This is a genomic window from Rhizobacter sp. P2_H2, from assembly GCF_056403375.1.
Map to the genome: position 1 here is coordinate 1 of NZ_JBFUFP010000395.1, position 4,610 is coordinate 4,610.

Genomic DNA, 4,610 nt, shown 5'->3' on the forward strand with positions numbered 1-4,610 from the left:
GGCTGGTGGTGGCGGTGCCGGTGTTGGTGAACTGGCCGGTGATGAACGGCACGTTGCTGCCGACGATGATCTTCGCTTCCTCGTTGTCGAGCGTGATCAGGTTCGGGGTCGAGATGATGTTGCTGTTGGTCTGGCTCTGCAGCAGGTTGGCGATGGCGGCCAGCCCGTACTGCCCGGCGAACTTGCGGATCACGCCGATGTTGAAGCCCTCGCCGAGGCCGGCGGCCACGCCGGTCGCATCGATCTGCACCAGGTTGCCCTTGCCGCTCTTCGGCGTGAAGTTGGTGCCGCCGACGATGCCGGTGGAGTCGCCGCTCTTGCCGATCAGGCCCTGCCACTGGAAGCCGGCCTCGGCGGCGTTGTCGCCGGTCACCTCGACGATCATGCTTTCGATGTAGACCTGCGCGCGGCGCGAGTCGAGCTGGTCGATCACCGCGCGCAGCTGCTTGTAGACCGGCTCGGGTGCCGTGATGATCAGCGAGTTGCTGGCCGGGTCGGCCTGGATCATGCCGCCGGTGGAGGGCGCTGCCGACGGGGTGAGCGGTGCCACCGCCTGCCCGCCGCCCTGCGGGTTGTTCGGGTTGGCCGCCTGCGACAGCGCGGCCGTCGGCGAGCTGCCGCCACCGCCACCACCGCCGCCGCCGGTCGAGCTGAATGCGGCGCGCAGCACGGTGGCCAGCTTCACCGCATCGCCGTTCTTCAGGTAGACGACGTAGATGTTGCCCATCGGGTTGTCGCCCACCATCGGCTTGTCGAGCTTCTCGATCACCGCCTTGATGTTGGCCATGCGCGCCGGCGTCGAGGCGCGCACGATCAGCGCGTTGCTGCGCGCATCGACCAGGATCGACGAGGTGGCGCCGCCGCCGGGCACGCCGCCCGGCACGCCGGTGCCGCCGTCGCTCAGGCGCTGCACGACGGTCGCGAGGTCGGTGGCGACCGCGTACTTCAGCKGGATGATCTCGACGTCGCCGGAGCTCGGCGTGTCCATCGCGGCGATGATCTTCGCGATGCGCGTCAGGTTGTCCGCGTAGTCGGTGATCACCAGCGTGTTGTTGCCGGGGTTCGCGTTGATGGTGTTGTTCGGGCTGATCAGCGGGCGCAGCACCGGCACCAGGTTGTTCGCGTTCTCGTGGCTGAGCTTGAAGATCTGCGTCAGCACCTGGTCGCCCTGGCGCGACACCGAGCCGACCGAGACGGTGCCCGACTGCAGCTTCGCATCGGCCTCCGGCACGACCTTGAACAGCCCGCCGACCTCGACCACCGTGAAGCCCAGGCCGCGCAGCGCGGCGAGGTAGTTCAGGTAGGCCTCGCGCGGCGTCATCGGCTCTTCGCTGAACAGCGTGATCGTGCCCTTCACGCGCGGGTCGACGACGAACTGCTGCTTCAGGATGGCGCCCATCGCGCGTGACACGCCTTCGATGTCGGCATTGACGAAGTTGAGGGTGACCGGCTCGCCCTTGAAGCGCGACGGTGCCGGCGATGCCGGTTGCTGGGCCATCACGACCGGAAACGCACCGAGGTTCGTGGTCAACAGCGCGGCGACCAGCGCGCCGACGAGCGGGCGTCGCGCCTGGAGCAGGGGGGTATGGCGCTTTTTCATGCTCATCCGATCGAAATGACGGACACGGCGCCGTTGCGCCGCCCGATGATGTTCAGCAGATTGCTCAGTGCGGCTTCGTCGCCGCTGTTCGCACGGGCCTCGCCGCGAAAGCGCACGCCATTGGCGCCCATGCTGCCGTTGCCCGAGAGTTGCAGGGCGCCGTCGAGCGTCGTCAGGCTCAGCTGCGACGGACCGCCGCCCGGGTTGCCGGTCAGCGACAGGCGGTAGCTGCCCAGCGTCTCGAGCGTCGACACGCGAGACGCCGCACCGATCAGCTCGACATCGGCCCGGCCGTCCATCAGCCAGCGGCCCTGCACCCATTCCATCTTCAACCCCGGCGACACCAGGCGCAGCGCGCCGCCGAGCTGCAAGGTGTTCCACGGCGTGCCCAGGCCGCCGAGCAGCGCGCCCGGCCACTGGCCGGTCCAGCCCGGCTGCGGCATCAGCGTCAGCGAGAGGCGGCCGAAGCCGGGCTTGATCTGCAGCGCGACGTTGCCGTTCAGGCAGCAGGCCTGGCGCGCCACCAGCTCGAAGCCGAGCCCGCGCAGGCCGAGCGACCAGTCGAGCCGGCCCGGCAGCGCCGCGGCATCGCGGCTGCCGGGGCCGCCGGTCAGCACGACGACCGCACTGCCCGACCACACCGTGCCGCGCGCATCGGCCAGCAGCACGCGCTGGCCCGAGGCCGATTCGATCGCGCCGGCCAGCCAGCTTGCCGGTGCAAAGGCGACCAGCCCGAACAGCAGGCCGAGCACGGTGCCGGCGATGCCCCAGCGCGCGGCGGCACCGCGCGACTGGTCCCAGGCCAGCTCGGCGAAGGTGGACTCCTGCCAGGCCGACGGGCTCAGGCTGGCGGCGAAGCGGCGCTTGCCGACGCGCTTGGGCACGTTGCGCCCGAGCGGGCGCAGGAACGGACGGGTGGCCATCAGGCGCCCCCCCCGAAGCTGACGAGGATCGTGCCGGCGTAGCCCTGCGGGCCGCGGGTCAGCTGCGCATCGACCGGCCGCGCGCGCGCGCCGCTGCGCGCCTCGCCGAGCCAGGAGCGCAGCTTCTCGCCGGAGACGCCGGTCAGCGTCAGCGTCGCGCGATCGCCTTGCACCGAGATCTTGCCCTTGTCGCCGAGCCGGTCGGTGGCCGACTTGAGCGCCTCGGCGGCCTGCTGCGGCGACACCGGCGCCACACCGCGCAGCTCGCGCACCTCGCCGGCCAGGCGCTGCATCGACTGCAGCTGGGCGTCGAGCGCATCGAGCGTGGCCGGGGCCTCGCGCAAGACGCGCAACGCCGGCGCGACCGCGATCATCCAGACGATCAGGATGCCGACGCAGATCATCGCGGCGCCGGCGCCCATGCGCTCGCGCGCGGCCAGGCCGCTCCACATCGTGAGGAACTGGGTGCGGATGGCCGCCAGCGGCGCCGGCAGGGCCAGGCGCGAGGGGCGGGAAGGGCGAGCGTTGCGGGCGGTACTCACAGCGGGCGTCCTGGCGTCGTGGCGGGGGCGCGGCTGATGGTGAGCCGGCCATCGACCGACTCGACCTGCCAGCCGGCGGGTGTCAACTGGTTGCGGAACTGGTCGATCTGCGGCGGGCTCCAGCCGGCGGCCGCGAGCGTCAGCTTGCCGGGCTCGTACTTCAGCGTCTCGACCGGCGGGCGATCGGGCGGCCACGCGGCGGCGGCCGCCTGCAGCATCGGCTCGAAATCGGTTTCTCCAGGGCGGCCGGCAGCGGCCCGAAGGGTGTCGGTCTCACGCTGCATCTGGGCCGGCGCATCGAGCACCGCGCGCACCTGCGGGTAGGCGGTCTGCACGACGGTGACCATCGCCTGCCGGCGCGCCGAGATCGCCGAGCTCTGGTGCGCGGCCCACAGGTTCAGGCCGAGCAGCTGCACGACGACCAGCGTGATCAATCCGTAGCGCAGCGGCCGCCACGCGGGCGTCAGGAACTTGCGCCAGCTGTCGCGCATCGCGCGGGTGCCGCGGTTCTTGCGGGCGAGCGAGAACTGGCGCAGATTCCACAGCGAACGCGAGGCCTGCAGCGCGCGCTGGGCCGGCGTCATCACGGTGATCGGGTTGCCGAGCCAGCGCTCGGCGGTGGTCGCGGCGGCCGGGGTGGCGCTCCAGCGCGCGCCCTCGGGCAGCGGTTGCGGCAGCAGCGCGCGTGCGAGCGTGCCCTGCAGGCTGAAGAGCGCGACGCCGTCGTGGTGCGCCCAGCTCAGCGTGACGCCTTCGGAGCCCCGGGCGGCCTGCGGATCGGCGCTGCTCTCGGCGAAGTGGCCGGTCGGCGGATCGTCGGGCCAGGCCACCGGCACCACGCGGTCGACGAAGACCTGCGCCTTCTCGAGGGCGGCCAGCTCGCCGGTGAGCCACAGGCGGTCGACCGCGGCGATCCAGGTCGGCTGGCCGGCGGTGGCCTCGGGCGCCACCGCCAGGTGCACGCCTTCGGCGTCGTCGAGCAGGGCTTCCTCGAGCACGCCGGTGAGGGCGGCGCGCAGCCGCGCGGCGGGTGCCTTCGGCAGCGTGATGCGGTGCCAGCTGACGTCGGTGTCGGCGAGCACCGCGACGACGACGCTCGCCTTCGGCAGCAGCGACGCGGCGCAACGCCCGTGCGTGGCCATCGACAGGCCGTCCGGCGACATCGCGTAGACGTACTCGGTGCCCGTGCCGTCCGCGCCGGCCGGCGCCTGGCTGCTGGCGCGCAACCGGGGACGGGGCGGGATCTGGATGACGAGTGTGCTCATGGGGGGCGCAATGTTGGCTGCGGCATTGTAGGCATTCGGCGCACGCAAACCTTAGGAAATCAACGACTTACGGTGTCTTGTTGTAGTAATTCCTGCGCCAGCGTGGCGGCGCTGGCGGGGCTTGTCAATTGCTGCTGTCGATCGAACTCACGCGTTCTCGCGACAACGGGGTCACGGTGGTGCCGCGGCGCTCGACGACCGAGCGCTGTTCGAGCACCTGGTCGGTCAGCCGCAGCCGGCCGCGCACCTCGAAGTAGCTGGTGTTCACGCCGACCTGCTG

Annotated in this window: 4 protein-coding genes; all 4 read right to left on the reverse strand. The window is 71.6% G+C overall.

Features of this window, described 5'->3' with window-relative positions; translation table 11 throughout:
* Window positions 1-1,600, reverse strand: a 1,600-nt coding sequence (gspD, locus tag AC1D15_RS18810) for a type II secretion system secretin GspD (RefSeq protein WP_477827178.1), incomplete at its 3' end; no start/stop codon positions are given.
* A 2-nt stretch (window positions 1,601-1,602) separates the two neighbouring features.
* Window positions 1,603-2,523 carry a type II secretion system protein N gene (gene gspN / locus AC1D15_RS18815; protein WP_082004084.1) on the reverse strand — a complete coding sequence of 307 codons (921 nt, stop codon included), beginning with the start codon at window positions 2,521-2,523 and terminating at the stop codon, window positions 1,603-1,605.
* Window positions 2,523-3,065 (reverse strand): type II secretion system protein M, encoded by a 543-nt coding sequence (locus AC1D15_RS18820; RefSeq protein ID WP_465110940.1) that lies wholly within the window; start codon window positions 3,063-3,065, stop codon window positions 2,523-2,525. The genes gspN and AC1D15_RS18820 overlap by 1 nt, the downstream gene beginning before the upstream one ends.
* Window positions 3,062-4,330 carry a type II secretion system protein GspL gene (gspL, locus tag AC1D15_RS18825; protein ID WP_047500224.1) on the reverse strand — a complete coding sequence of 423 codons (1,269 nt, stop codon included), beginning with the start codon at window positions 4,328-4,330 and terminating at the stop codon, window positions 3,062-3,064. The genes AC1D15_RS18820 and gspL overlap by 4 nt, the downstream gene beginning before the upstream one ends.
* Between the last annotated feature and the right edge of the window lie 280 nt (window positions 4,331-4,610).